This window comes from Mycolicibacterium brisbanense, from assembly GCF_001570425.1.
GTDB classification, from domain to species: domain Bacteria; phylum Actinomycetota; class Actinomycetes; order Mycobacteriales; family Mycobacteriaceae; genus Mycobacterium; species Mycobacterium brisbanense.
Map to the genome: position 1 here is coordinate 92324 of NZ_BCSX01000050.1, position 23707 is coordinate 116030.

At 67.1% G+C, this 23707-nt stretch carries 18 protein-coding genes and 1 pseudogene; 8 read left to right on the plus strand and 11 right to left on the minus strand.

Translation table 11 applies throughout. The features are described from left to right. Positions 1-15: 15 nt before the first annotated feature. A complete protein-coding gene (locus tag RMCB_RS28740) occupies positions 16-3342 on the plus strand; it encodes a serine/threonine-protein kinase (protein WP_062831464.1) in 3327 nt (1108 codons plus the stop codon). 21 nt (positions 3343-3363) lie between these two features. On the opposite strand, the gene eda is transcribed toward RMCB_RS28740, so the two are convergent. The 3 genes from eda to zwf are packed head-to-tail and all read right to left on the minus strand — an operon-like array spanning position 3364 to position 7294. Continuing rightward, positions 3364-3996, minus strand: coding sequence for a bifunctional 4-hydroxy-2-oxoglutarate aldolase/2-dehydro-3-deoxy-phosphogluconate aldolase (gene eda / locus RMCB_RS28745; RefSeq protein WP_062831465.1), 633 nt, complete (start codon positions 3994-3996; stop codon positions 3364-3366). Next, complete coding sequence (edd, locus tag RMCB_RS28750) at positions 3993-5822, minus strand: phosphogluconate dehydratase (protein WP_062831485.1); 1830 nt, start codon at positions 5820-5822, stop codon at positions 3993-3995. The genes eda and edd overlap by 4 nt, the downstream gene beginning before the upstream one ends. Then, complete coding sequence (gene zwf / locus RMCB_RS28755; RefSeq protein ID WP_062831466.1) at positions 5822-7294, minus strand: glucose-6-phosphate dehydrogenase; 1473 nt, start codon at positions 7292-7294, stop codon at positions 5822-5824. The genes edd and zwf overlap by 1 nt, the downstream gene beginning before the upstream one ends. A gap of 141 nt (positions 7295-7435) precedes the next feature. On the opposite strand from zwf, the gene RMCB_RS28760 reads away from it, so the two are divergent. Next, positions 7436-8626 carry an ROK family transcriptional regulator gene (locus RMCB_RS28760; protein WP_109784455.1) on the plus strand — a complete coding sequence of 397 codons (1191 nt, stop codon included), beginning with the start codon at positions 7436-7438 and terminating at the stop codon, positions 8624-8626. Positions 8627-8647: 21 nt separating this feature from the next. On the opposite strand, the gene RMCB_RS28765 is transcribed toward RMCB_RS28760, so the two are convergent. The 3 genes from RMCB_RS28765 to RMCB_RS28775 all read right to left on the minus strand — a co-directional run bounded on the left by RMCB_RS28765 (position 8648) and on the right by RMCB_RS28775 (position 14091). Continuing rightward, positions 8648-12109 carry an indolepyruvate ferredoxin oxidoreductase family protein gene (locus tag RMCB_RS28765; protein WP_062831467.1) on the minus strand — a complete coding sequence of 1154 codons (3462 nt, stop codon included), beginning with the start codon at positions 12107-12109 and terminating at the stop codon, positions 8648-8650. A 105-nt stretch (positions 12110-12214) separates the two neighbouring features. Continuing rightward, positions 12215-13576 carry an FAD-binding oxidoreductase gene (locus RMCB_RS28770; protein ID WP_062831487.1) on the minus strand — a complete coding sequence of 454 codons (1362 nt, stop codon included), beginning with the start codon at positions 13574-13576 and terminating at the stop codon, positions 12215-12217. Beyond that, entirely contained in the window at positions 13573-14091 is a 519-nt protein-coding gene (locus tag RMCB_RS28775; protein WP_062831468.1) for an Lrp/AsnC family transcriptional regulator, read from the minus strand. The genes RMCB_RS28770 and RMCB_RS28775 overlap by 4 nt, the downstream gene beginning before the upstream one ends. A gap of 99 nt (positions 14092-14190) precedes the next feature. Here RMCB_RS28775 and RMCB_RS36700 point away from each other — a divergent pair. Next, positions 14191-14295: pseudogene (locus RMCB_RS36700) on the plus strand (amidohydrolase family protein); the annotation flags it as partial. On the opposite strand, the gene RMCB_RS28785 reads toward RMCB_RS36700, so the two are convergent. Then, complete coding sequence (locus RMCB_RS28785) at positions 14255-14737, minus strand: MarR family winged helix-turn-helix transcriptional regulator (RefSeq protein ID WP_062831469.1); 483 nt, start codon at positions 14735-14737, stop codon at positions 14255-14257. The pseudogene RMCB_RS36700 and the gene RMCB_RS28785 overlap by 41 nt on opposite strands. Positions 14738-14924: 187 nt before the next feature. On the opposite strand from RMCB_RS28785, the gene RMCB_RS28790 reads away from it, so the two are divergent. Next, positions 14925-15521, plus strand: coding sequence for a hypothetical protein (locus RMCB_RS28790; RefSeq protein ID WP_029373285.1), 597 nt, complete (start codon positions 14925-14927; stop codon positions 15519-15521). A 45-nt stretch (positions 15522-15566) separates the two neighbouring features. Here the strand turns inward: RMCB_RS28790 and RMCB_RS28795 are convergent, their stop codons facing one another. The 4 genes from RMCB_RS28795 to RMCB_RS28810 all read right to left on the minus strand — a co-directional run bounded on the left by RMCB_RS28795 (position 15567) and on the right by RMCB_RS28810 (position 19987). Beyond that, on the minus strand, positions 15567-16805 hold the full coding sequence (locus RMCB_RS28795) for an alpha/beta hydrolase (protein WP_062831470.1): 1239 nt from the start codon (positions 16803-16805) through the stop codon (positions 15567-15569). Beyond that, the gene (gene fadD12, locus RMCB_RS28800; RefSeq protein ID WP_062831488.1) at positions 16798-18366 is read right to left on the minus strand and encodes an acyl-CoA ligase FadD12; all 1569 of its coding nucleotides are present in this window, start codon (positions 18364-18366) and stop codon (positions 16798-16800) included. Before fadD12 ends, RMCB_RS28795 begins: the two co-directional genes overlap by 8 nt. Before the next feature lie 87 nt (positions 18367-18453). After that, entirely contained in the window at positions 18454-19263 is an 810-nt protein-coding gene (locus RMCB_RS28805; RefSeq protein ID WP_062831471.1) for a 1-acyl-sn-glycerol-3-phosphate acyltransferase, read from the minus strand. 151 nt (positions 19264-19414) lie between these two features. Then, complete coding sequence (locus RMCB_RS28810; protein ID WP_062831472.1) at positions 19415-19987, minus strand: HD domain-containing protein; 573 nt, start codon at positions 19985-19987, stop codon at positions 19415-19417. Between the two features lie 58 nt (positions 19988-20045). On the opposite strand from RMCB_RS28810, the gene RMCB_RS28815 reads away from it, so the two are divergent. The 4 genes from RMCB_RS28815 (at position 20046) to RMCB_RS28830 (ending at position 23320) form a co-directional block, all read left to right on the plus strand. After that, entirely contained in the window at positions 20046-20882 is an 837-nt protein-coding gene (locus RMCB_RS28815) for an arylamine N-acetyltransferase family protein (RefSeq protein WP_062831473.1), read from the plus strand. 54 nt (positions 20883-20936) lie between these two features. After that, the gene (locus tag RMCB_RS28820) at positions 20937-21842 is read left to right on the plus strand and encodes a helix-turn-helix domain-containing protein (RefSeq protein WP_062831474.1); all 906 of its coding nucleotides are present in this window, start codon (positions 20937-20939) and stop codon (positions 21840-21842) included. A 2-nt stretch (positions 21843-21844) separates the two neighbouring features. Continuing rightward, positions 21845-22372, plus strand: coding sequence for a dihydrofolate reductase family protein (locus tag RMCB_RS28825; protein ID WP_062831475.1), 528 nt, complete (start codon positions 21845-21847; stop codon positions 22370-22372). Between the two features lie 564 nt (positions 22373-22936). After that, complete coding sequence (locus RMCB_RS28830; protein ID WP_062831476.1) at positions 22937-23320, plus strand: cupin domain-containing protein; 384 nt, start codon at positions 22937-22939, stop codon at positions 23318-23320. Positions 23321-23707 lie beyond the last annotated feature (387 nt).

The window sequence follows — 23707 nt, forward strand, 5'->3', positions numbered from 1 at the left end:
TCGAGGATTGCAGCGATGGCCGAGGGTGATCCGCTGGCGACGCGGCAGAGCTATGTCGGCGATCTTGCTGCCGAACTCGCCGACGAGGGTTTCGGCGAGGCGCAGGAGATCGGTCGCGGGGGCTTCGGCATCGTCTACCGCTGCGCGCAGCCGACGCTGGATCGCACCGTCGCGGTCAAGGTGCTCAACTCGGATCTGGACGACGAGAACATCGACCGGTTCCTGCGCGAACAACGCGCCATGGGCCGGCTCTCCGGGCATCCGAACATCGCCACCATCATGCAGGTGGGCGTGACCACCGGGGGCAGGCCGTACCTGGTGATGCCGTTCTACGCGAAAGGCTCGCTGGAGGCGCTCATCTCCAAACACGGGCCGCTGGACTGGGTGGAGATGCTCAGCGTGGGGGTGAAGATCGCCGGCGCACTCGACGCCGCGCACGGCGCAGGCATCCTGCACCGCGACGTCAAACCGGGCAACATCCTGCTGTCCGATTACGGCGAGCCGCAGCTGACGGACTTCGGGATCGCCCGGGTTTCCGGCGGGTTCCAGACGTCGTCGGGTCTCATCACCGGATCGCCCGCGTTCACCGCGCCCGAGGTTCTCGAAGGGGGCGCCCCCAGCGTCGCCTCCGATGTGTATTCGCTTGGCGCAACCCTGTTCTGCGCGCTCACGGGGCATGCGGCGTTCGAACGTAAACAGGGTGAGAAGGTGGTGGCCCAGTTCCTGCGGATCACCTCGCAGCCGATCCCGGACCTGCGGGAGCGGGGTATGCCCGGTGACGTGGCGGCCGCCATTGAGCAGGCGATGTCCCGCGATCCCGCGGAGCGCCCCGCGAGCGCCACCGAACTCGGCGACATCCTGCGCGACGTGCAGCAGCACAACAAACTCGGCGTCGACGCGATGGCCAAGCCCGTCGAGCTCGGCGTCGAACGGCAGACGCCGCCCGCGGCGTCGGCCGAGCGGCGTCGCACCGTAACCACGCCACCCACGCCGGCCACCAAGTACCGCCCCGCGACCCCGGTCAAGGGCCTGGTCAACCGGGAGCGGCTGCTCCGCCTGCTGCGCGACGGCGGTCGACGGCGACTCGTATTCATCCATGCCCCATTGGGTTACGGCAAGAGCACGCTGGCGGCCCAGTGGCGCGACGAACTCACCGGCGCGGGTGTCGCTGTGGGCTGGCTGACCATCGACGAGGACGACAACAACGTGGTGTGGTTCCTGGCGCACCTGGTCGAGGCGATCCGCCAGGTCCGGCCGGGCCTGGCCGCGTCGCTGGGGGCGACGCTGGAGGAGCACGGCGAGAATGCCGATCGCTATGTCCTGACCGCTCTGGTCGACGAAATCCATTGCAGCGGTGAGCGCATGGCCGTCGTGATCGACGATTGGCACCGGGTGTCCGACCCTCGCACCGCCGCCGCCCTCGGCTTCCTGATCGACAACGGATGCCATCACCTGCAGCTCATCGTGACGAGTTGGTCGGGTTCGGGCCTTCCCCTGAGCAAGCTCAGGATTCATGACGAACTCGTCGAAATCAACGAGACCACACTGCGATTCGACGTCAAAGAATCGCGGGCCCTGCTGCTCGAAGTGGGAAAGCTTGACCTCTCACCCACCGACGTGGCGGCACTGACCACCTCGACCGACGGATGGGCCGCCGCGCTGCAGCTGGCCACGTTGTCGTTGCGCGGGGCCGAGGACACCGCCAGCCTGCTCGCCCGTATCGCGGAGCACGACGCGGTCGTCGGTGAGGCGGTGGGCGAGTTTCTCGCCGAAAACGTCCTGGACACACTGGAACCCGAGCTGCTCGACTTCCTCATGCTGACCTCGATCACCGAACGGACCTGCGGTGCGCTGGCGGGCGTGCTTGCCGGGGTGCCCGGCGGCCAGGCTCGGCTCGAGGACGTGGAACGCCGTGGCCTGTTCCTGCGCCGCGCCTGCGAAGACCGCACGTGGTTCCGGTACCACCACATGTTCGCCGAGTTCCTCCGGCGCCGGCTCGAACGCGACCGGCCCGACGTCATCACCACTCTGCACCGGGCGGCCGCGGCCTGGTTCGCCGCCAACCACGACCTCAACGATGCGGTCGATCATGCTCTGGCTGCCGGAGATCCGGAGTATGCGATCGAATTGGTCGAGCAGGACGAGACTTATCTGCTCGAGCAGTCGAAGATGACGACGTTCCTGGCGATCGTCAAGAAGCTGCCGGCTCAGGCGGTGGTGGCACGGGCGCGGCTGCAGCTCGTCATCGCCTGGGCGAACATCCTGCTGCAGCGCCGCGCGGAAACCTATACCGCGCTCAACCGATTCGAGACGGCGCTCAAGAACAGCGGGCTGCCCGAGTCGGTGCAGACGGACCTTCGCGTCGACGCCGACGTGGTACGAAGCGTCGCAGAGGCTTTCGGGGATCACACCGACCGCATCGAAGCATTGGTGGCCGAGGTGCTGGCCCGGCCGGACACTCTGCCGCCCCGCGTCGCGGGCGTGGCGGGCAACATCGCCACCTTCGCGGCCATCTACCGCTTCGACTACGAGGCCGCCCGGCGGCACTCGGCGTTCGCCGCGCGGTATCACGACCTGATGGGTGCCTTCGCCCCGGTGTACCGGCTGTGCTTCGACGCCATCGCCGCCAAGCATCAGCTGGACATCCCCGGGGCAATGGATGCGTTACGGCAGGCCCACGGGATGGGCGCGGAGCTGGGCCCACACTCGCACGCGGTGCGGGTGGCGGGCGCGCTTCTCGGTGAATTGCTCTATGACACAGGCGAGTTGGCCGAGGCGTCACGCATCATCGAGGAGAGCTACGCGCTCGGCTCCGAAGGCGGCGCGGTGGACTACATGATCGCGCTGTACGGAACGGCGGCCCGGCTCAAAGCGGCCGACCGCGACCTCGATGCCGCGGGCACCCGGCTGTCCGACGGTATGCGGGCCGCCGAACGGCTCGACCTGCCCCGGCTCGCCGCGGTGATGACGAACCTGCGGATCCGCCTCGGCCTGCCGATCACCGCCGACGTAGCGGATCGCTTGCGGTCGCCGGGCTCGCCGCCAGCTGGTGCTGACGGAATCACCATCATCACCGCCGAATTCGACGAGGACTCGGGTGTGCGGTTGCTGGCCGCGAGCGACTCGGCTGCCGACCGTGCCGAAGCACTGCGGCGGGCCGAGCGCCTGGCCGCCGGAATCGATGGTGCGCAACGCCCGTGGGCTGCTCTGCAGGCAGGGTTGCTCGTCGCGGAAACGCTCGTGGCTCTCGGACGCCGAGCCGAAGGCCTGGAACACCCTGCCGTCGCCCGATGCGCCGAACTCGGTCTGACCCGGCTGCTGGAGGACGCCGGGCTGACGTGATTCGCGGCTTGGCGCTGAACGTCAGTCGGTCGCGTTGGCGAGATCGCGGGCCGTGCGGGCCAGGTGGGCGATGGTGCGCCAGTCTTGGCGTGCCACCACATCGGCCGGCGTCAGCCAGCTTCCGCCGACGCAGCCCACGTTCGCGCTGGCCAGGTAGTCGCCCATGTTGGCGGGCGTGATGCCGCCGGTGGGGCAGAAGCGGGCGGCGGGAACCGGTGATTGGACGGCGCGCAGATACGCCGCGCCTCCTGCCGGTTCGGCGGGGAAGAACTTGAGTTCGGTGTAGCCGTGTTCGAGGAGCGCCAGCACCTCCGACACCGTGGAAACCCCGGGGAGATGCGGTAGTCCACTGTCCTGCATGGCTGCGATCAGCGCGGGAGTGCTGCCCGGGGACACCAGGAACTGCGCCCCGTTGGCGAGGGCCTGCGCGGGCTGCTGCGTGTCGACGATGGTGCCCGCACCCACGAGGATTTCGGGTACCTCGTTGGCGATGCGTTTGATGGCCTCGAGCGCGGCCGGGGTGCGCAGCGTCAGCTCGATCACCGGCAGGCCGCCGTCGACCAGGGCCTTGGCGATCGGCACCGCGTCGGCGGCGTCGTGCACCACCACGACGGGGATGACGGGGACGAGGTCGAGCAGGGATTCGATGGTCATACGGCACTCCTGAAAATCGTGGCGCCCTCGTCGGCTGGCCCGACGCCGGCACGCATGCTGGCAAAAAGTTCCCGACCGGTGCCGATCCATTCATCGGCGGTCGGGGCCTGCCCGGTGTGCGGGCGGGAGTCGAATTCCTCGGCGGTGACGTCGACCGACAACGTGCCGGTGGTGGCGTCGAGGGTGATGACGTCGCCGTCACGCAACCTGGCCAGGGGACCGCCTGCTGCGGCTTCGGGTGTCAGGTGGATGGCGGCGGGGACCTTGCCCGACGCACCCGACATCCGGCCGTCGGTCACCAGGGCCACGCGGTAGCCGCGGTCCTGCAACACACCCATGGCCGGGGTCAGTTTGTGCAGTTCGGGCATGCCGAGGCCCTGGGGACCCTGATAGCGCACCACCCCCACGAAGTCGCGGTCGAGGTGGCCGGACTTGAACGCATCCAGGAAATCCTCCTGGCTGTCGAACACCACCGCAGGTGCGGTGACGGTGCGGTGGGCGGCGTCGACGGCCGACGTCTTGATGACGCTCGTCCCGAGGTTGCCGGTCAACGTCTTCAGGCCGCCGTCGGGAGCGAACGGCGCGTCGACACCCCGCAGCACTGACGTGTCGAGACTCTCGGGCACGCCGTCCACCCACTGCAGCGAGCCGTCGATCAGTCGCGGTTCGCGGGCGTAGCGGCGCAAGCCGGGGCCGACGACGGTGCGCACGTCGTCGTGCATGAGTCCGGCGTCGAGCAGGGACCTGATCAGGAATGCCATGCCGCCCGCGGCCTGGAAGTGATTGACGTCGGCCTTGCCGTTCGGATAGATCCGCGCCAGCAGCGGCACCACGGCAGACAGCTCGGCAATGTCGTTCCAGGTCAAGATGATTCCGGCGGCCCGGGCAATCGCGACCAGATGCATGGTGTGGTTGGTGGAGCCACCGGTCGCCAGCAGCGCGACGGCCCCGTTGACCACGGCGCGTTCGTCGGTCACTGCGCCGACCGGGGTGTATTCGTCGCCCAGCGCGGTGATCCGGCCGGCGCGTGCACCGGCGGCGGTGGTCAGCGCGTCGCGCAGCGGGGTGTCGGGGGTGACGAGGCTCGAGCCGGGCAGATGCAGGCCCATCGCTTCCATCAGCAGCTGGTTGGAATTCGCTGTGCCATAGAAGGTGCAGGTGCCGCGGCCGTGGTAGGACGCTGCCTCGGCGTCGAGCAGCGCCTCACGGTCGACCTTGCCTTCGGCGTAAAGCTGTCGGATTCTTGCCTTTTCGCCGTTGGGCAGGCCCGACGCCATCGGGCCTGCGGGCACGAAGATCGTGGGCAGGTGCCCGAAGCTCAAGGCGCCGATCAGCATGCCGGGCACGATCTTGTCGCACACACCGAGCATCAGTGCGGCGTCGAACATGTCGTGGGACAGAGCGATTGCCGTGGACATGGCGATCACGTCGCGGGAGAACAGCGACAGCTGCATTCCGGCTCGGCCCTGGGTGATGCCGTCGCACATCGCCGGAACGCCGCCGGCCATCTGCGCGATGGCGCCCGCTCCCAGTGCTGCCACCTTGAGCTGGGCGGGATAGTCCTCGAACGGCTTGTGTGCCGAGAGCATGTCGTTGTACGACGACACGATCGCGATGTTGGGCTTGACGATATGCCGTAGCGCGGCCTTGTCGGGTGCCTCGGCAGCGGCGAAGCCGTGCGCCAGGTTGGCACATGCCAACCGACCGCGGGCCGGGCCGCGATGGGCCTCGGCGGCCATGCGCTCAAGGTAGGCGTTGCGGGTCGTGGCGCTGCGGTCGGTGATCCGCTGGGTCACTTCGGCGACAACGGAATTGAGCATGGTCATCATGCGGCTCCTTCGTGCCAGCGACGGCCGTCGCGCTCGATCAGGGTGGCTGCATCGACGGGTCCATCGGTGCCCGCGGGGTAGACCCGAGGCACCCGGCCGGAGTCCTGCCAGTTGTGCAGGATCGGTTCGGCCCAGGCCCACGCTGCCTCGACCTCGTCGCGGCGCATGAACAGCGTGGGGTCACCCCGCACGACGTCCATGAGCAGGCGTTCGTAGGCATCAGGGGACCGGTCCTGGAACGCCTCGGTGTAGTTGAGCGCCAGTGACACCGGCCGCAGGCGTCCGCCGGACCCGGGCTCCTTCGCGGTCATCTCCAGGCGGATCTCTTCATCGGGTTGCAGCGAGATGATCAACCGGTTCGGCTCCGACGCCCCTTCGATGCCCGGAAACATCGGTAGCGGAACGGGTTTGAACTGCACGACGATCGACGACGAGCGTCGTGACATGCGTTTGCCGGTGCGCAGGTAGAACGGCACCCCGGCCCAGCGCCAGTTCCTGATCTCCGCCTTGATCGCAACGAAGGTCTCGGTGAGGCTTTCCGGGTTCTCGGCGTCGTCACGGTAGCTGCCGACGACCTCGCCGTCGACCAGACCGGGACCGTACTGGCCGGTGACGGTGTCGCGTTTGATGTCGTCGGCCGACAACGGCGCCAGCGCCTGCAGCACCTTGCGCTTCTCGTCACGCACCGATTCGCGGTTGACGTGGGTAGGCGGTTCCATCGCCACCAGGCACAGCACCTGTAGCAGGTGGTTCTGCAGCATGTCGCGCAGTGCTCCGGAACGGTCGTAGTAGTCGCCGCGGGTTCCCACGCCAAGCGATTCGGCAGCGGTGATCTGGACGTGGTCGATGCGGCTGGAATTCCACAGCGGCTCCAAGAGCGTGTTGGCGAACCGCGTGACCAGGAGGTTCTGCACACTCTCCTTGCCGAGATAGTGGTCGATCCGGAAGATCTGGTGCTCGGCGAACACTGCTCCGACGGCGTCGTTGATCTCCCGCGCCGAAGCGAGGTCACGTCCGATGGGCTTCTCCAGCACCACCCGCGCGCTCTCGGTGACCAAGCCGTGCGCGTCCAGCGCGGCGCAGATGGGCCCGAACAGCGCGGGAGCGCAGGCCAGGTAGAAGACCCGGATGTCGACGCTCGACGACGCCAGCACGGCGGCGACGGCGGTGTAGTCGGAGGGCTCGGTCAGGTCGATGCTGACGAACCGCAGCCGGGCCAGGAAACGTTCGATGGTGTCGGTTTCCAGCAGGCCGGAGGGGACGAATCTGGCCAGCTCGGCCTGGATCTTGTCGCGGTAGCCGGGCTCGTCGAGGCCGGCCTTGGCGACGCCGATGATTCGGGTGCCTTCGGTCAGTTGGCCGTCGCGGTCACGTAGGTACAGGGCTGGCAGCAGCTTGCGAACCGCCAGGTCGCCGGTGCCACCGAAGATCACGAAATCGCACGGGTCAACGGGTCGCGGTGTACGCATCACTGATCCTCCTCAATGGAGCTTGATCGGTTCAGTGGGAAACTACCGGCTGTCTTAGGGCTTTGGCAAGCGAACTTATGCTTTCAAAATACCTAAATGGGGATGGCTTACGTTTGCTCTGGGCCTGGACGTCTTGCTTCAATGGAGGTCATGGCACTCCCCGCGGTATCTCCGACCCCGGGAGAAGTGTTTGCGGTGATCAGGGATCACCGGACCGTGACCCGGGCCGAGATAGGGCGGATCACCGGCCTCTCGCGTACCGCCGTGACCGCGCGGGTGACGGCACTCGAATCGCTCGGGCTCGTGATCGAGCAGGACCAGGCCGCGTCGACCGGTGGCCGCCCGGCCGCGCAACTGACGTTCAATGTCGACGCCGGAGTGGTGTTCGCGGCGGCCATCGGGCGCAGCCGCACCCAGCTCGCGCTGTGCAGCCTCGCCGGCGACATCTTGGCTTCCAGCGAGGTCGACCAGGAGCCGGGCATGGGCCCCGACGAGCTGATGCCCGATCTCGTCAAGCGGCTCGATGCCCTGCTCGACGACTCCGGGCGTCGCGGTACCCGCATCTTCGGGGTGGGGTTGAGCCTGCCCGGCACCGTCGATCAACAGTCCGGTGCCAGCCTCGATTCCCCCAACATGGGTGGTTGGGACGGCGTGCCGTTGGCTCCCTACTTCCGGGGCCTCACCGACGCGCCGGTGCTCATGGACAACGACGCCAATGTCATCGCTCTGGCTGAACGACGCGGCGGCCTCGGAGAATTCGACGACATGCTGGTGGTCAAGGCGTCAACCGGGCTCGGCGCAGGCCTCATCATGGGCGGCCGACTGCAGCGCGGCGCGGTGCAGGCTGCCGGCGAGTTCGGCCACAGCAAGACCGCGGCCGCCGCCGGAGTACCGTGCCGCTGCGGCGACACCGGTTGCCTGGAGGCGATCGCCGGTGGTTGGGCGCTGGTGCGCGATCTCCAGCGCGACGGCCACCCCGTCGGGCATCTCCGGGACGTCGTGACGCTGGCACACAGCGGGGATGCCGAGGCCCGCCGCATGATCCGGGAAAGCGGACGCCACATCGGCGAAGTGCTCGCCGCTGCGGTCAACCTGCTCAATCCGGCCGCGCTGGTCGTCGCAGGCGATATGGTCGGCGCCTACGACGTATTTGTCGCAGGTATGCGAGAAACCCTGTACGGCAACGCTACTGCGCTGGCCACCCGTACGCTGCAGATCATGCCGGCGATCCACCGGGAACGTTCCAGCATGGTCGGTTGTGCGATCACCGCGCTCGACCACGTGCTGAGTCCTGGCGCCGTCGACGCCGCGCTCGGGAATGCGTTGCTCTGAATCTCGGTGCAGCCACCGACGTCACACCGCCGGTGGTTCGAAACCCAACTCGGCCAACCGGTCCCGGTAGGCGGCGATGGTGCCCAGCTTGACCGACTCGTAGCCGCGCACCAGATCGGCGGCGGCCGCCGCGGCGACGGCGGTGTCGTAGCTCTCGATGGACAGCGATGCGGCCGCGTCGAGCACCATGTCGCGGTAGTGCGTCACGAGCGCGCGTTCGGTGCGGCGCAGCGACGCGTGACCGAACGGGTCGAAGATGCTGCCCCGCAGTCGCTTTCCCTTGGCCAGGAGCCGCAGCGTCAGGTGGCTGCGCGGGCCGAACCCGATCTTCGAACGACGGCCCAGGGCCCGCAGCGCGGGTGGGTGCAGCCGATAGGTGAGGTCGGTGGCACCGGGGAACTGTGCCTGCACGCTCGCTGCGAACGCAGGATCGGTGAGCAGCCGCGCCACTTCGTACTCGTCCTTGTAGGCGGTTAGCTTGAACAGTCCCTCGGTGACCGCCGTGCTGAATTCCGTCCGGTCACCCAGGCGGCGCTCAGCGGCCCACACCGCCTCGATCACGTCGATGTACTCGGCGGCAACGGCGCGGCTCTGGTAGGCAACGAGTTCGGCGGCGCGGCGTTCAACCAAGGGCCGCAACGGTTCTGCGACAGTGATGCGGCCGGCCACCGCGGCGGGCAGGGTCGGGATGCTGCGGCTCTCTGCGGCAGCGGGAGTCGTCGCTTCGGCGAACGCCTCGGGAGCGCAGACCGCGGCCCGGCCCCACCGGAAGGCAGCCACGTTGGTGGCGACCGCCACACCGTTGAGTTCGATGGCCCGTTCCACGTCGGCCGCCGGGATGGGCAGCGCACCGAGTTGCACGGCGGCGCCTACCAGCAGGAAGTTCGCGGCGGCGGTCGACCCGAACAAGGCCTCCGCGGCCGCGAGCGCATCGAAGCTGAGCAGGTCCCGCGTCGACACGCTGAGCCGGTCCAGCAGGGCATGGTCGTCGGGGTGACTGACCTGCGGATCGGACACCATGGCGCCGGTCGCGGTCCGGCTGGTCGAGGCCACCGCGACCGTGCGAGCGCTGTGCGCGTAACGCAGGTTGCGGGCATCGGCGGCGGTAAGCAGGTCGAAGGCCAGCAGGCAGTCCGCCGTCGCCGGGCTCACGCGGTTCGACGAGGTGAGCGGGTTCGTGCTGAGTCGCAGGTGCGACGTGACCGGGCCGGCCTTCTGGCTCAGGCCGGTCTGGTCCAGTCCCTGCACGTGCAACCCGGCCTGCAGGGCCGCGACTCCGAGCACCTGGTTGACGGTCACGATGCCCGTACCGCCGATGCCCGCCAGGAAGATGTTGTAGGTCGCCGCCAGTCGGACCGCCGGCGGTTGGGTGAGGTCAGGCAAGACCGGCGTCGTGCGCTCCGAGCGCTCCTGGTGTTCGGGCAGTTCGACGGTGACGAACGACGGGCAGTCGCCGTCGAGGCAGCTGTAGTCGGTGTTGCAGCTGGTCTGGTCGATGCGGGTCTTGCGGCCGAACTCGGTGTCCACGGGCTGCACCGACAGGCAGTTGCTCTTCACACCACAGTCTCCGCAGCCCTCGCACACGGCTTCGTTGATCACGACCCGCGTGCGGCGTACCGGTTGCAGACCCCGCTTGCGCTTGCGCCGCGCCTCGGCGGCGCACTGCTGGTCGTAGATCAGCACCGTCACGCCCTCGGTGTCGCGCAGGACGCGTTGCGCCTCGTCGAGCCGATCCCGGTGCCACAGCAGGGTTCCCGACGCGAGGCTGCTCGCAGGGTAACGCGTGGGGTCCTCGGCGCACACGATGATCCGCCGGACGCCTTCGGTTGTCAGCTTGTGCGTGAGCGCGGGTACCCCGAGCGCGGCCTCGGCGTCTTGGGCACCGGTCATGGCGACAGCCGAGTTGTAGAGGATCTTGTAGGTGATGTTGACCCCGGCGGCCACACAGGCTTGCACAGCCAGCTGTCCGGAGTGGAAATACGTTCCGTCGCCGATGTTCTGGAAGATGTGTTTGACGCCGGAATACGGCGCCTGGCCGATCCACTGGGTGCCCTCGCCGCCCATCTGGGTCAGCCCGGTGACCGCCGATTCGGGGCGCGCCGACATCGTCACCAGGGTATGGCATCCGATGCCGCCGGCCGCCAGCGATCCGTCGGGCACGACGGTGGACCGATTGTGCGGGCAGCCCGAGCAGAAGTACGGCGTGCGCGCTGTGCTCAACGGGGTGAGCTCCAGGCGCGGCGGGGGCAGCGGCGCTACTGGCACCCGCGGGTTGAGGACCCGATGCAGCGGGCGCAGCAGCCGAGCGGCGGTGAGTTCGCCGTCTGCTGGGATCAGCGGGCCGCCGGCGGCGTCCTGTTTGCCGATCACCTGCGGGCGCTCCGCGGAACCGTAAAGTGCTTGCATCACTTGGGTTTCCACGAAGGCTGTCTTGTCTTCGACAACCAGCAGGGTGTCCACGCCGCGTGCCAGCTGCCGGATCCGCGCGGCCCCCAGCGGATACGGCATGCCGACGCGCAGCACCCGGATGCCACGGTGGTACAGATCCTCATCGGTGAGCCCCAGTTCGTCGAGCGTCTGCCGCACGGCGTCGTAGGCGGTCCCGACCGCGACGATGCCCAGCCATGCCTCCGCCGGGTCGATCTCGATGCGGTCGATGTCGTTGGCGTCATTGAACGCCTGCACCATCGTCCAGCGCGGCCCGTAAAGATCGGCCTCGGCCAGCACGCTGTCCGGCGGCGCTGCCATGAGTCGTTGCCGGTAGGTCCATGGCCTGCCCTGCCACTGAAGTTCGGGCACCGTGATCTCGAAGTCCGCGTAGTTGCGTTGTACGGTCCAAAGGCCATCTGCCACATCGGCATTGATTTTGAGGGCGACGGGGCAACCCGAGACGCGCGACAGCGCGACGCCGTACAGTCCGAAGCCGATGATCTCCTCGGCGTTGCGCGGGAACAGGACCGGGATGTTCATCGCGGCCAGTGAGCGCTCGCTGGAGGCGGGCACCGTGGACGACTTCGCCGCCGGATCGTCGCCGACCATCAACAGCACACCACCCGACGGGTTTACCCCGTAGACGGTCAGGTGCCGCAGCGCGTCGGTCGCGCGGTCCAACCCCGGCCCCTTGCCGTACCAGACCCCGACGACACCATCATGTGTCCGGGTGTCCCGCGGCAGCTCCAACTGGCTGCCCCATACCGACGTCGCCGCCAGTTCCTCGTTCATTCCCGGCACGAGCGTCACATCGTGGCGTTGTGCCAGTCCGTCGATACCGGCCAGCAGCTTGTCCAGCCCGGCCAACGGGCTGCCCGGATATCCCGACACGAACGTCGCCACCTTGTGTCCGGCGCGCCGGTCCCGCTCGTGTTGTTCGACGAACTGCCGTGCCACAGCCTGCACGCCGGTGAGCAACACCGGACCGGAATCCACCCGGTACCGACTGGCCAGATCCACCGAAACTCTTGGGGCGTCATCGAGTTGGGTCACCAGATAACGATCACTGAGCTCATCACCATGGTCAACAGAAGCGCTCACAACTGAGCAGAATGGTCAATCTGTGGTCGCGGTCACACGGTCAGCTGAGCGGATTGCTCAGTGCAGGACGGCGCCGGGATTGAGGATCCCGTGGGGGTCGAGCGCGTCTTTGATGCTCTGGGTCAGAGCCATCACGTCATCACCGAGTTGGGCGGGCAGCCAGTCGCGCTTGAGTCGTCCGACCCCGTGCTCACCGGTGATGGTGCCGCCGAGCGCGATCGCGAGTTCCATGATGCGGGCGAACGCACGGTGCGCGCGGTCGGTGGCGTCGGCGTCGGTCGGGTCGAACACGATCACCGGATGGGTGTTGCCGTCCCCGGCGTGGGCCACCATGCAGATCAACACGTCGCACTCGGCGGCGATGTCCTCGACCCCGGTCACCATGGCGGGCAACTGCGGTATCGGCACGCCGACGTCTTCCAGAAGCAGGCTGCCCATTTTCTCGACCGCCGGGAACATCGCTCGCCGTGCCGCGGTGAACGCCGCGCCCTCGGCCGGATCATCGGTCGCGAAAACTTCTGTCGCACCGCATTTCTCGCACTCGGCGAGGATGGCGGCCACCTCGTCGGCGGCCGCCCCCGGAGCGTCGGACTGCACCAGCAGCATGGCCCGCGCCGACCGGTCGAGTCCCATCTTCAGGTGATCTTCGACGGCGTTGATGCTTGCGTGGTCCATGAATTCCAGCATTGCCGGGCGGAGCAGTCCGGTGATGGCCACGACCGCGTTGGCTGCGTCGTTCACCGAGCCGAACAGGGCCACCACAGTCGACGCGGGCGACTGGGCGGGGATGAGCCGCAGCGTGAGCTCGGTGATGACACCCAGGATGCCTTCGGAGCCGACGAACAGCTTGGTCAACGACAGGCCCGCAACATCTTTGAGGCGTGGGCCGCCGAGGCGCACAGCTGTGCCGTCGGCCAGCACCACCTGCATGCCCAGCACGTAATCGCCGGTCACGCCGTACTTCACGCAGCACAACCCGCCGGCATTGGTGGCGGCATTGCCGCCGATCGACGAGATGTCGACCGAGGCCGGATCCGGCGGGTACCACAGTCCGTGTTCGGCGGCAGCCCGTTTCACCTCGATGTTGGTCAGGCCGGGCTGTACCACTGCGGTGCGGGTGGCGACGTCGATCCGGATGTCGCGCATGCGTTCGGTGCTGAGCACGATCGCGCCGTCCACCGCGTCGGCACCGCCTGACAATCCGGACCCGGCACCGCGGGGCACCACCGCGACCCGGTGTGCCGAGGCCCAGCGCAGCACCTCCTGCACGTCTTCGGTACAGGTGGCGCGCACCACCGCCAGAGGGGTGCCCGCGGTCGGGGCCGCCGCGGAGTCCCGCCGGTACCGTTCGATGACGTCGGGATCGCTCAGCACGGCACCGGCGGGCAGGACAGCCGACAGCGAATCGATGGTCGTCATGACGTCTCCTCGTCGCGCGGTGCCGGTGTCGACCGGCCCCACCCGCGGGTCTTGGTCAGCTTCTGCAGCAGTGGTTGGGTGCGGTAGCGCAGTGGGGTGGTCAAGGTGAGTGTGGTGCTCGAATGCACCACACCCGGGATCCCGACGATGTGTTCGATGAGCTCTTGCAACCCGGCCTGGGTTTGCGTCGCGACCCGGGTCAGCAGATCCTCTCGGCCCGTCGTCACGTGGATTTCCAGCACTTCCGGTATGGCCGTGAGCAGTTCGGCGATGCGCAACAGCCGGCCCTGCTGTACCTCCAGGGCGATGAAGGCCTGTACTGCGACGCCCGCGGCCGCCAGATCGATATCGGGCCGGAACCCGCGCAGCAGCCCGCTCTCCTCCAGTCGGCGCAGCCGCGATTGGACGGTGTTGCGCGCGACACCGAGATTCGACGCCAGTTCGGCGACACCCATGCGGGCGTTGCGCCCGAGCAGGTCGATCAGGTCCGAGTCGAGTTGGTCGAGGTTGATCACGGTTCAACTCACAGGCGAGCTGAGGGCTGACTTTCGGTGCACGCAACAACTGTAGGGTCCGGGCGGAGTCGACTGTGCGGGATCTCCCGGCCCGCTCGGCACCGGACGTTCTACGACCCGCGCTGGCTGGTCAGGCATCTGCCCGCACATGCGCAGGAGAACATCATGTTCCGCAACGGAATTCAGGCTTACAAGCTGCCTGAGAACGGCTCGGTGCGGTTGCCGTGTCGTCGGTTCCGGCCTTGCGCAACAACGCTTTGAGCTGCCGTTGTTCGGTGGGCGTCAACCGGTCGAGCACGCGCTGATCGGCGACGTGGACGGCTTCCTCGGCGCGGCTGAGCAGCGCCCGTCCGGCGTCGGTGAGTTCGGTGGGCAGCGCGCGACCGGCCGCAGCGGTATCGGGTCGGCGTACGGCCCCGATGGCTTCCAGCCGGTGCAGCAGCTGATTGGTCGCCTGGGCGGTCACGTTGGTGTAGCGGGCGAGCTCGGCACTGGTGAGCCCGGGATGCAGCGAGATGATGCGCAGGCAGACGAAATCCGCGAGTCCGAGTCCGATCGGCGCGAGAACTGTCGCGACCTCCGGGCGCAACGTCGCGGCTACGCGGTGCAGCAGATATCCGAGCGGCTCACTGTCCGGAGCGGTCATGGCTGGAATCCTCACACGCGCCACCGGTGTGGGGCCATCCGGATCGGCCGCACGTTTCGCTCACGGCTCAACCAGTTCTCAGGCAGATCTCATTGAATTGCCCCCGATGCGCGCGTATCAAGGAACTTGATACACCTGTCGGGCCGCGATCCGTCGGTCCGGCTGATTCTGGAAAAGGATGTGTGACATGGGTTTTGGAGGATTTTTCGGCGGCTGGGGCCCGGCGGGATTCGGCGGCGGGAACTGCGGTCCCGGTGAGCACGGCGGCTTCGGAGGTTTCGGGGCAGGAGGGTTCGGTGCACCCGGATTCGGCGGTGGCTTCGGGCCGGGCTTCGCACTCAAACGCGCTGCGGTCGGCACTGCGGCACTGCTGCTCGACGGGCCTGCCACAGCTGAGCAGATCGTCGAGCGCACCACTGAAGCCACCGGGGGTGCCTTCACCCCGCCGCTGGACATCGTCGAATTGGCGATCAGCGGCCTGGCCGCCCGCGGCGTCGTGACCGTCACCGACGGTGTCGCCACGCTGACTGAATTCGGCACGCAGCTGCTGGCCTGGCGCGGTGTCACCAGCGAGACCGCACATGCGATGTTGGGCAAGGTGGGCAAGTTCGCCGACGTCATCAAGATCCGTACGGGACTGCACGAGCTGGCGGGGCTGGCCCGCACCATCGTCTTCACCGGCACGGACGAACAGAAGGCGAAGCTCGGGGAGGTACGCACCAACCTGCTCGCCGCGATCAACGAGGCGAAGAAGGCCCTGCACGGGGTGCTGGCCGAAGGGTGACGCCGACCGTGGCGGCGTAGCCCGGGGTTACGCCGCCACGGTCGGTCACTCCGACCGCGATGCGGCCTGAACGCTGAGCGGGCTGAGCTGACGTGCCGCGAGCACCCAGTTCAGGAATTTCTCGACCGCGTCGGCGGTGTAGTGGCCGTGCGGTGAGCCGAAAATGTCGAATGCGTGCTGCGCGTGCGGAATCTCGGCGTAGACCACCGGAGCGGTCGCCACTTCCCGTAGGGCTTCGACGAATTCGCGACCCTCCTCGACCGGGATCAGCGAATCGTTGGTGCCGTGCAGCACGAAGAACGGCGGTGCGTCCGGGTGGACCAGCGTGATGGGCGAGGCGTCGTGGTACAGCTGCTCGTTGCCTGCGAACGGAAGCTTGACGATGAGCCGCTGTAGGGCGTCGACGAACTGACCGCGGCCGTTGCCGGTCCTGCTGAACCAGTCGTAGCGGCCGTAGATCGGCACCGCCGCGACCACCGAGGTGTCGGCGTCCTCGAATCCCGGCTGCCATTTCGGATCGTTGGGTGTCAGAGCCGCCAGCGCCGCGAGGTGTCCGCCGGCCGATCCGCCGGTGATGCACACCGAATCCGGGTCGCCGCCGTATTCGGCGATGTTGGCCTTCACCCACGCCAGTGCCTGCTTGACGTCGATGATGTGGTCGGGCCACGGGTACTTCGGGCTGACGCGATAGCCGATCGACACGCAGATCCAGCCCTGTTCGGCGAGCTGGCCCATCAACGGATATCCCTGGGGCCGTCGGTCGCCGATCATCCAGGCGCCGCCGGGCACCTGCAGCAGCACCGGCGCCTTACCGTCACGCGGCAGGTCGGCGCGCCGCCAGATGTCGGCCAGGTTGGCCTTGTGGGGACCGTACTTCACGGTCTGCTGGACGTAGCGGCGGCGGATCCGCGAGGTCGCCCATACTCCGGCGGGCCGCCCGGCCCGGGCCACCTCGCGGTAATCCGCACCGAGCGCATTGCGCAGCGGTGTCTCGAACGACGGCCGGGACCGCACGCCGCGCCGGTGTACCAGCAGCAGAAGCGCCCACGATATGACCTTGAGCAGCAAGGATATTCGTCCTGATGCGGTGCGGTACTCACCGCGGGCACCGTGCCGCAGCGCGCCGAGCGCCGAACCGGTGATCACCAGTGGTGCGTTCTCGGAGGTCGGCCAGCCGAACGCGAACGCCAGCAGGGTGCCGTTACCTCTGCGGATCAGCGGTTGCACCGCGTTGGCGGCGTTGGCCAGTTCCGCGGCCGCGCCGATGACAAGGCGTCTACCCATCGGCGCGCGCCTGCAGTTCGCGCCGGGCAATCTTGCCGGTGTTGTTGCGGGGTAGCTCATCGAGCACGGTGATCTCCCGTGGCACTTTGTAATTCGCGAGATTTTCGCGGACGTACGCCTTGAGTTCGTCGGGTGTGACCGGATTGGCCAGCACCACAAAGGCCGTGAGGCGCTGGCCGAACTGCTCGTCGTCGACACCGATCACCGCGGCCTCGGCGACATCGGGATGACCGGCGAGCACCTTCTCCACTTCGATCGGGTAGACGTTCTCGCCGCCGGACACGATCATCTCGTCGTCGCGGCCCACCACGAACAGCCGGCCGGCATCATCGAGGTAACCCACATCGCCCGAGCACATGTAGCCGTCGTGGAAATCCTTGGTGCTACCGGAGGTATAGCCGTCGAACTGCGTCGAGTTGCGGACGTAGATGGTTCCGACCTCACCGGTCGGCAGCTCGTTGAAGTCGGCGTCGAGAATGCGGATATCGGTGCCCTCGGCGGGTTTACCGGCAGTGTCGGGTGCGGCACGCAGATCGGCGGGGGTGGCCGTGGCGATCATGCCCGCCTCGGTGGCGTTGTAGTTGTTGTAGATGACGTCACCGAACCGGTCCATGAACTTGGTGACGACGTCGGGGCGCATCCGCGAACCGGAGGCCGCGGCGAACCGCAGCGAGCGCCCGTCGTAGCGGCGCAACACATTGTCGGGCAGGTCCATGATCCGGTCGAACATCACCGGTACGACGCACAATCCGGTTGCGCGGTGCCGGTCGATGAGCTCGAGCGTGGCCTCCGGGTCGAACTTGCGCCGGGTGATGATCGTGCAGGCCATCGACGCCGCGAAGGCCAATTGCGAGAAACCCCAGGCGTGGAACATCGGAGCCACGATCACCACCGGCTCCTCGGCGTGCCAGGGCGTGCGGTCCAGGATCGACTTGAGCACCTCGGGACCGCCGCCGGAATGCTTGGCGCCCTTGGGTGTTCCGGTGGTGCCCGACGTCAGCAGGATGACCCGGCTCTTACCGGTGGCCCGCTGCGGCTGCTTGCCCTCGAACTCGTCGACGAACCTGGACACAGTGGCCTCGTGTGCCTGGGTGTCGGTCCAGGCGACGATGCGCGCGGCGGTCGGCCGGTCGGCCAAGGCGCGGTCCACCGTCGCGGTGAATTCCTCGTCGAAGATGATGGCGTCGACGGCTTCCCGCGTCACCACCTCCGCCAGGGCGGGCCCGGCGAACGACGTGTTGAGCAGCAGCACGTCGGCGCCGATGCGGTTGGCGGCGATCAGCGACAGCACGAAACCGCGGTGATTGCGGGCCATGATGCCCACCACACGTGGTGCGCCGGCGGGCAAGGCTTGCAGTGCGGCGGCCAGCGCATCGGCACGCTGGTCGAGCTGGCGCCACGTCAGCGTGCCCAGCTCGTCGATCAGGCCCGCACGGTCCGGGCAGCGTTGTGCTGAACTCGCGAAACCCGATGTGACGCTCATGTTTTCGCGCGCCATCATGGCGGCGATCCGCAGGTACTTGTCGGGGCGCAGCGCGGTGAGCAGTCCCGCTCGGCGCATGGTGTTGGCCAGGCCGGCGGCGTTGTTGAGCTGGCCGGCAGCGTTGTTGAGCTGGCCGGCCAGGCGATCGAGCGGTCCCACCCCAGCTCAGCCGATCACCGGGAACCGACGCTCGTCGGCGAGCTTGTCGAGGGCGCGCTGCATGAGCCGACGGACGTGGGCGTCGACCTCGTCGATATCGGGGTCTTCGCCGAACTCCGCGGAGATGTCCACCGGTGGGAGGGCCTGCATCACGATCTTGCTCGGCAGCGGCACGTTGAGCGGTAGCACGGCGGACAGTCCGAACGGGAATCCGAAGGACACCGGCACGATCTTGGTGCGCGCCAACCGCGCGATGGGCCCGAGCGCCTTGGCGATCTCGGTGCCCCGGGACAGGAAGATCTGCGTCTCCTGGCCGCCGATGCCGACCATGGGCACGATCGGTACGCCCGCGTTGATGGCAGCCTTGACGTAGCCGCGCCGACCCGCGAAATCGATCTTGTTCGCCGCCAGGGTCGGCCGGTAGACGTCGTAGTCACCACCGGGGAACACCACTACGACGCCACCGGAGCGCAGGGCCTCGTCGGCGTTCTCATGGTTGGCCCGGATGAAGCCGGTCTTCTTGAAGAACGCCGCGGTCGGCCCTGTCATGAGCATGTCGTGGCTGAGCGTGTACACCGGCCGCTCATAACCGAACTCCTCGTAGAAGCCCGTCGCGAACACCGGCACGTCCAGTGCGAACAGGCCGCCCGAGTGGTTCGACACCACGAGCGCGCCGCCCTTGGGGAAGTTCTCCAGACCGCGTACCTCGGAGCGGTGGTAGCCCTTGATGAGCGGACGCAGGAAGCCCATTACCTTCTCGGTCAGGCCCGGATCCCACTTGGTGATTTCGGATGGGTTGATGTCGGTCGCGGCCACCGGGGTCCCCCTGGGGTGAATTGGAACGTGTTCTAATTTTCCATGATAGCCAGCTGGTGCAGTGAAATCCGATTCACTTCTGGCGCGACGGCTCACCCCGGCCGCGCGGAGCTGTCGACCTTGCTGAAAAACCGCAGGTCACCGAGGACTGTCAGCTGGTCAGCGCGGCGATCTCGGCCGTCACATTGCGGCGGGCCTGCGCCTCCCAGCGGTTCCGGCCGGGCGTCGTGTGGAAGATCGATCCACCCAGCAGGTCGGTCAGGATCCGAGCCCGGGCCGGCTTGAACACGTCGTCGGGCACCGTGTCGTACTCCTCGCGCACCGCGGCCGCGTAGCGCTCATAACGCGCGGCGTTCGCTCCGAGCACCGACAGATCGGCGTCGCTGAGCACCGCCGCGTTGATGTCGCCGTCGGCGACTTTGTGGGTCTTGGTGGCCAACACCAGCCGGGCGACCTCGTCGCGCATCGGGCATGACGACAGCAGCTCGCGGGCCAAATCGGCCGAGCGGTCCTCGTTGTCGTCGCGACCGATCTCGTAGATCGCATCGTGGAACCACGCCGCCAGTTCGACGGCCTCCCGATCGAACCTCAGCCCGTCCTCGGCCAGCGACTGGACCGCGTCCAGTAGTTCGTGCAGATGCGTGACGTTGTGGTGCTTGCGATGGGACTCCGACCAGCGGGCCAGCAGATCTTCCCGCAGGTCCTCGGTGAGATGCGCGGACATGATGTCAGTCTGCTCCGGTTTGACCTCAACCGCTGTTGAGGACGCATCATTGGCTCTCGTGGGCACATCGGCATTCGACCTCGATGGATACTTCAGCAGGATCGGCCATGAGGGACCCGCACGTCCCGACCTGGACACGCTGCGCGACATCGTCGCCGCGCACAACCGGTCCATCCCGTTCGAAAACCTCGACCCTCTCCTCGGTGTGCCCGTGGTCGACCTGAGTGCCGAGGCCTTGTTCGACAAGCTGGTGACCCGGCGCCGCGGCGGTTACTGCTACGAACACAACGGTCTGCTCGGCTATGTGCTCGACGAGTTGGGTTTCGGCGTCGAGCGGCTGGCGGGCCGGGTGGTGTGGATGCGCGCGCCCGACGCCCCGCTACCCGCCGAAACCCACAACGTGCTTGCGGTGACGGTGCCGGGTGTGGATGAGCGCTACCTGGTCGACGTCGGCTTCGGCGGCCAGACCCTGTCGTCACCGATCCGGCTGGTGGCAGGCCCGGTGCAACAGACGCGTCATGAGCCCTACCGGCTGCTCGACCACGACAACGGACTGGTTCTGCAAACCCAGATCCACGACGACTGGAAGTCGCTGTACACGTTCACCACCGCGCCGCGGCCTCGCATCGACCTCGAGGTCGGAAGCTGGTATGTCTCAACGCATCCCGGCGGTGTCTTCGTGGTGGGGCTGACCGCGGCGCTGGTCACCGACGACGCGAGATACAACCTGCGGGGCCGCAACCTGGCCATCCACCGCGGCGGAGCCACCGAGCGGACCCGGTTCGACACCGCGGCCCAGGTGCTCGACGAGTTGACCGGCCGATTCGGGATCGACCTGGGCGACGTCGACCGGTCGATGCTCGCCGCGCGGGTCCACGACGTGCTCGACAGCTGACGCAGCAGGAATCGTCATGTCGCCGACGCCGGAAGGCGACCATACTCGGACAGCGTGAGCGCGCCACCGAATGGACGAGACCGACTGCGGGAACTGCTCGACGCCGTCGTCGATGCCGACAACACCGCGGTCGGCGAGATGGCCCGCAGCAGCTATGTGTCGGAGTTCCACTTCTCCCGGGAGGTACGCCGGCTCACCGGTGAGCCACCGGCCGCGATGCGTCGCCGCGTCATGCTCGAACGCGCCGCATGGCGGTTGCAGCGCGGACAAGGCGTGGCCGACGTGGCGGCCGCGGAGGGCTGGTCGTCGGCGGAGGTGTTCTCGAGGGCCTTCCGGCGGGCCTTCGGCGTACCGCCGTCCCGCGCAGGCGATGTCGCATTCCGGCTCTCCGCACCCAACGGCGTGCACTTCCACCCACCGCAGTCGCTGTGGTGTGACAGCGTGGGCGACACCCGGCCGGACATATCGCAATTCATGCTCGTGCACGACGTCGCCGACACCACGTATCTGATCGGACTCGCTGCCGACCTCAGCGAAAGCCAATGGGTGCAGGAGATTTCACCCGGGCAGGTGGTGCTGGAGTGGGACGGACCAGAGCCCAGCGTCGCGGCGGTCCTCGGCGCGACGGTGTGGACCAAGGAGGTCTGGCTGGCCACCATTGAGGGCTGGGACTTCCCGTCGCGCGACGTTCCGGCCACCCCGCGGGAACTGGCCGAACGTCATGACGTCATCGGAAAGCGCTGGACCACATTGATTTCCGAGTACTCGGTGGCCGGTCGACTGGGTGACACCGTGATCGACGCGCTGTGTGATCCACCGGAATCCTTTCAGCTGTACGGCATCGTCGCGCACGTGCTGACGTATTCGGCGCAGCGCCGGGGCATTACCCGCGCGATGCTGGCCCACCACGGCGTGATCGCCGACAACGGTGACCCATTGGCATGGATGAGGAGCGAGTGAGCATGAAAACTGTCTACTACACCGGCTCAAGCCTGGACGGCTACCTCGTAGACGCGGAGGGCAGCCTGGACTGGCTGATTTCCCGGACCATCGACGCCGACGGCCCGTTCGGCTACGGAGCTTTCATCAAAACCGTTGGGGCCCTGGCAATGGGAGCCGACACCTACGAGTGGATCGTGAAGAACAACGGCGACTGGTGCTACGAACAGCCGGCGTGGGTGCTGACTCACCGGCCGGACATCGTCACCGCGGTGAGCACCGAACATCCCGTGCAGGCTTTCGACGGTGACGTCACCGAGTTGCATCCGAAACTGGTGGCGGCCGCGGCAGGTAAAGACGTGTGGGTGATCGGGGGAGGCGTGGTCGCGGCGCAGTTCGTTGCCGCCGGGCTGGTGGACGAGTTGGTGGTCAGCTATGCGCCGTGCACGCTCGGCAAAGGCTCGCCGGTGCTGCCGATGCGCTCGGAGTGGGTGCTGGAATCCTCAGCTGTCAACGGCGATTTCGTGTGTGCCCGTTGGACGAAGGCCTGACTCGCGGCCAGAGTCCGAAATATCCTGACCGGCAACGTCTCTGACGTCTTGCCGCGCGATACTGCGCATTCGGCCTGGCAGTGGCGCGCCGGCCCGGCCCGAAATCCGCTGCGTACGGCTGTGTCGGTGACGGCCGGCCGAAGCGAATCTTGAGGCGCACATCTCAGGCGAGCAAGCCGCCGTGTTCCTGCCGGCGACCGCATGGCGCGGGATTCCCCCTTGGAGCTATCCATTTGTATGGGCACCTGCGGAGCTATCCCTTTGTATGGGCGCAAAAACGGGGCGCCGACGTTCCAAAAAAAATCTTTCTTGAACGGTTGACATGAACGGTCGTCCATGTCAGATTCATTGGACACACGAACGTGACTGGCATCACACCGGACGAGTTAGGAGCAGAATTTCGGTCAGCCCTCTCGGGGGCGAGAACGTCGGATTACACATGACTCCGGCGCACTCTGATATGTGACCACGGTGCAAATTCCGTGTCCGGAAATGGTGCACCGAAGATCGGAAGTTCGGCTGATTTGGTCGAGCTATTTGCACACCACATGAATTGGAGTAACCATGGCAGAAATCACGACTGTTGGGACCTTGAGCAAGGCTGGGTCGATCCACAAGGTGGAGAGGGGCTACGAGGGGTTGCCGAGCATGAACGAGCCCGGTGTGGTCGCCTCGATCGCCGACTCGTTCCATAACCCGGAGGGGACGGTCATGTCTTCGGGGTTCTTCGAGCTGAAGAAGTCCGAGCCCTTGGTGTACACGTACACCTACGACGAGATGAAACTCGTCGTCAAGGGTGAGTTCATCCTCACCGATCAGGACACCGGCGAGGTCACCCACGCCAAGGAGCGCGACGTGCTGTTCTTCCCGAAGGGCACCACCGTCAAGTTCGAGACCCCTGAATACGGCCTCGGCTTCTTCGCCGGCGACCGCACCTTCGCCCCATAAGACCCCTTCCGCTGCGGTCGCTTGGGTCAGGAGACTGATCCTCCAGTGCGACGAATGCAGGTTCTGCTTTTCTCCGCATCTACCGCCACCGAAACGGTTCAGCCGGTCGGTACCGAAGTTTTTAGGGATGCGATCTACTGACCCGGTTATCTCTGACTCTTTTCGTGTCGTCAGTGGGTACCTGGAATTCATGTTTGGCCGCCGGGAAATGCTCGGCCCAAAGACATCGGCCGCCACCGGAAATGCAATCGCTCAATTACCGGCGTTAATACGCGGCATACCTCATGGCGTTGGGTTTCAACGTCGCATGGAATTATTGAAGAGGATTGGATCATGACTTTGCGTGTCGGAATTATTGGTGCTGGGCCGAGTGGTTTGGCGCAGTTG

Coding starts and splice junctions, on each gene's coding strand:
- RMCB_RS28740 (WP_062831464.1), top strand. CDS start 16: ATGGCCGAGGGTGATCCGCTGGCGACGCGGCAGAGCTATGTCGGCGAT.
- eda (WP_062831465.1), bottom strand. CDS start 3,996: ATGACCATCGAATCCCTGCTCGACCTCGTCCCCGTCATCCCCGTCGTG.
- edd (WP_062831485.1), bottom strand. CDS start 5,822: ATGACCATGCTCAATTCCGTTGTCGCCGAAGTGACCCAGCGGATCACC.
- zwf (WP_062831466.1), bottom strand. CDS start 7,294: ATGCGTACACCGCGACCCGTTGACCCGTGCGATTTCGTGATCTTCGGT.
- RMCB_RS28760 (WP_109784455.1), top strand. CDS start 7,436: ATGGAGGTCATGGCACTCCCCGCGGTATCTCCGACCCCGGGAGAAGTG.
- RMCB_RS28770 (WP_062831487.1), bottom strand. CDS start 13,576: ATGACGACCATCGATTCGCTGTCGGCTGTCCTGCCCGCCGGTGCCGTG.
- RMCB_RS28785 (WP_062831469.1), bottom strand. CDS start 14,737: ATGACCGCTCCGGACAGTGAGCCGCTCGGATATCTGCTGCACCGCGTA.
- RMCB_RS28790 (WP_029373285.1), top strand. CDS start 14,925: ATGGGTTTTGGAGGATTTTTCGGCGGCTGGGGCCCGGCGGGATTCGGC.
- RMCB_RS28795 (WP_062831470.1), bottom strand. CDS start 16,805: ATGGGTAGACGCCTTGTCATCGGCGCGGCCGCGGAACTGGCCAACGCC.
- fadD12 (WP_062831488.1), bottom strand. CDS start 18,366: ATGCGCCGAGCGGGACTGCTCACCGCGCTGCGCCCCGACAAGTACCTG.
- RMCB_RS28810 (WP_062831472.1), bottom strand. CDS start 19,987: ATGTCCGCGCATCTCACCGAGGACCTGCGGGAAGATCTGCTGGCCCGC.
- RMCB_RS28825 (WP_062831475.1), top strand. CDS start 21,845: ATGAAAACTGTCTACTACACCGGCTCAAGCCTGGACGGCTACCTCGTA.
- RMCB_RS28830 (WP_062831476.1), top strand. CDS start 22,937: ATGGCAGAAATCACGACTGTTGGGACCTTGAGCAAGGCTGGGTCGATC.